The organism is Streptomyces sp. NPDC059456, assembly GCF_042750055.1.
Taxonomy (GTDB): domain Bacteria; phylum Actinomycetota; class Actinomycetes; order Streptomycetales; family Streptomycetaceae; genus Streptomyces.
In genome coordinates this window covers 1-3,256 of sequence record NZ_JBHYVA010000837.1, presented here as the reverse complement: position 1 = coordinate 3,256, position 3,256 = coordinate 1, and the positions used below count along the sequence as shown (strand labels likewise).

At 76.2% G+C, this 3,256-nt stretch carries 3 protein-coding genes; 1 reads left to right on the top strand and 2 read right to left on the bottom strand.

All coding sequences use genetic code 11. From position 1 onward, the window contains the following. Together ACFXA3_RS39310 and ACFXA3_RS39305 are read right to left on the bottom strand one after the other, a co-directional pair. Positions 1 to 816: DUF4255 domain-containing protein (locus tag ACFXA3_RS39310; RefSeq protein WP_385195675.1), on the bottom strand; the 816-nt coding region annotated here is incomplete at its 3' end. A 165-nt stretch (positions 817 to 981) separates the two neighbouring features. Next, complete coding sequence (locus ACFXA3_RS39305; protein WP_385195673.1) at positions 982 to 1,641, bottom strand: response regulator transcription factor; 660 nt, start codon at positions 1,639 to 1,641, stop codon at positions 982 to 984. A 327-nt stretch (positions 1,642 to 1,968) separates the two neighbouring features. Here ACFXA3_RS39305 and ACFXA3_RS39300 point away from each other — a divergent pair. Continuing rightward, positions 1,969 to 3,256: AAA family ATPase (locus tag ACFXA3_RS39300; RefSeq protein WP_385195670.1), on the top strand; the 1,288-nt coding region annotated here is incomplete at its 3' end.

Here is a 3,256-nt window from a genome sequence, read left to right as displayed (position 1 = left end):
ACGGTGTCGCCGGGCTCGGCCCAGAGCGCCCGCGCGACCGAGGCCTCCAGGACGAGGGCGCCCGCCGGGGGGGGCGCGCCCGGGCGGGGGGCCGGCCCGCGGTGCCGGCGGGGGTGGCCCCCGCCCGCGCGGGCGGGCGGCCCCGGGGGGGGGCCGGCCCTCGGTGGGGGCGCCCCCCCCCGCCTGGGCGGCCGCCACCTGGTGGGGGCGGTGCGAACGGCCCCCCGAGGCCGCCGGCTCGCCGTCCAGGGCGCCGACCCGGACGGTGGCGCCCTCGGTGACCGGCGGCCCCGCGTCGTACTCCGGGAAGGCCGGGAAGGGCGCGGTCACCACCAGGTCGAGGGACGGCTTCAGCTCGCCGCCCAGCGCGGACCAGATCTCGGCGAGCGACCGCGACTCCGTCTGGATGCCGGCCACCGTCAGCGGCACGGACAGGCCCAGGGCCCGCAGCGAACCGGGCAGTTCGTCCGGCGGCAGCACCTCACGGGGCAGCAGCGTGGCGAGTACGGCGGACAGCAGCCGGTGCTCGTCCTGCGGGGTCTTCGTCCACGCCGTGACCAGGTACGACAGCCGGAACCAGCGCGGCGGCTGACTGCGCCGCACGATCACGTCGCGTTCGTCCCGCACCGCCACGTGGCCCCGCTGGCGCCGGGCCACGTCCTCCCGGATGTCGTACAGATAGGTGTTGACCACGGGGGCGTTGCGCCGGGCCGCCCAGTCACGGGTCGGTGCCTCGAAGGACACCTCGATGCCCGAACCCGTCAACGCCCCGCCGCCGAGGAGGCTTTTGAGTACCTCGTCCACCTCGTGGATCACGCCTGTGCCCCCGCTCTGCCCGCACGGCCGTTTCCGTCCGGTCCGTCGTCCACCGTCGATCGTCCCCCGGACGGCACCCCGGGCCCCAGGGGTACGGGGGACGGCCGGCGGGCAGTGCGGCCTGCCCCCGAGGACACGCCCGGCCGCCTTCGGTTGCCCGGAAGGTCAGATGTAGCCTTCCCGCAGGGCAAAAGCGACCGCGTGCGCACGATTGCGCAGATGAAGCCGTGTGGTGAGCCCGTGCATCACGTTCTTGACGGTCCGTTCGGAGTAGGACAGCTTGCCCGCGATCTCACCGGTGTCGAAGCCCTCGGAGACCAGGCGCAGGACGTCCACCTCGCGGGGCGTGAGCCCGAACGGCGCACCGGCCCGGCCCGCGGAACCCCGGTGGAGCGAGCCCACCTGGTGGATGAGCCGGCCGAGCAGATCGGCGGGCAGGTCCCCGTCACCGCGGGACGCGGCCAGCACCGCCTGCACCAGCCGTCCGGCGGTGGCCTCGTGGCGCCAGACGATCGCGCCGACACCGCACTCCACCACGTCCAGCAGTTCGTTCTCCCGCATCGCGCCCACCACGAGCACGGCGCGCGCCCCCTCGCTGCGGACGATCCGGCGCAACCGGGTCAGCGCCGCCTCGTCGAGCGCGTCCTCCACGAGCAGGGCCACCGTGCCCGGACCGGACTCCTCGCGCAGCTCGATCTCGGGGTGTCTGCGCAACAGGCTGATCGCGCCCTCGCGGCTGATCGGATCCGCGGCGGACACCGCCACGGGCACGCGCCGGTCCGCGGATCCGGAGCTCCGGCCCGTGCCGGGGGAGGAGATGGTCAAGGTCCGGGGTGAGTTGTGCAACCGATTCCCCTGTTCAGCGGCCCGCCGCGGAGCGCGGTCCGGTGGTGGATGAGCACCCTCCACCCTTCTGCGGGCACCCCGCGGACCGCAATCGTGGAGCACCACGAGCCGCACCACGAGACCGCACCGGCAGCCACCACGAGACCGGCCGACGCCGCACGCGTCACCGCAGGTCACAGCGGGTCCGGTCGGGGACGGGCCGGGTCCGGCGAGCCGACAGTGAGGTACGCCACTCCACACCACCCCGACCCGGATTTCGTCGTCTCACCCGGCGGGGAAGCACACCGTCCAGCACAGGAGGCACCGATGACCGGACCGCTCCGCGAACGCGATGGCGCCCGGGCACTGCTCGTGGCCGGGGCGGAGCGCGCCCGCTCCGGCTCCGGCGGCCTGGTACTGCTCCAGGGAGCCTCCGGCACCGGACGCACCGCCGTACTGGAGACCGCCGCCCGGGACGCCGAGGACCGGGGCCTGCGGGTGCTGTGGGCGCGCTGCTCGGCCGAGGACACCGCGGTGCCCTTCGCGACGGTGCTGCAACTCCTGGGACCCGTACCGGATTTCGCCGACCTCGCACCCGACGGCGACGACCGGGGGAGCGCCGCCCGGCTGTGGCGGCTGCTGCGCGCGTACGCGGCCGAGGGGCCGCTCCTGCTGGCGGTCGACGACGTCCACCTGGCCGACGCCCCGTCACGCCGCTGGCTGCGGGAGGCGGTGCGCCGTATCGACCGATTACCGGTCCTGCTCGTGGCGAGCGAACGGAGCCAGTACGACATCGACCCGGGGCGCACCGGGCTGGCCCGGTCCCTGCCCCCGTCCCTGGTGCGCACCCACACGATCGACCCGCTCGGCGACACGGCCGCCGCGGAGCTCGTCCGCGCCGCCGTTCCGGACGCCGACCCCGAGTGGACGGCGCAGTGCGTGCGCGCGGGGGCGGGCAGTCCGCTGCTCCTCCACGCGCTGCTCGACGACCTCGGCGGCCCGCAGACGGCCGGCCCGGCACCGGAAGCCGTCCCTCCGCTGCCGGACACCTGCGCCGCGCTGTACCCCGGCAGCTATCCGGCGGCCGTCGCGTGGTGGCTGAGCAGCGCGGGCGCGGCGACGACCGAGGTGGCCCGCTGCCTGGCGGCGCTGGAGGAGGCCTGGCCCCGGCCGGCACACGAGACGGACGGGACGGACGGGACGGACGAGATACGCGAGGCACACGAGGCACGCGAGACGCGGGAAGCGGGGAAACCGGAGGCGGCCGGGAAACGGCGCACCGGGCGCGCCGCGGGCGCCCCGGCGGGTACGGACGTGGCCGGGGTGCTGGCCGAGGCGGCCGGCGCGGATCCCGCACGGGTGGCCGGCTGGCTCACCGCGATGACCCGCATCGGACTCCTGCGCCCCGACTCCGCCGGCCTGCCCCGCTTCGCCCACCGGCTGCTGCGGGACGCCGTGCTGACCGGCTGGCCGACGGCGCGGCGGCAGGCGGCGCACCGGGTCGCGGCCGAGACGATGCTGCGGCGCGGCGAACGCGTCGAAGCGGTCGCCGCCCACCTGCTGCGCGCGCGGGGCGGCGGGGGTCTCGTATACCCCACAGACACTGCCGACCCAT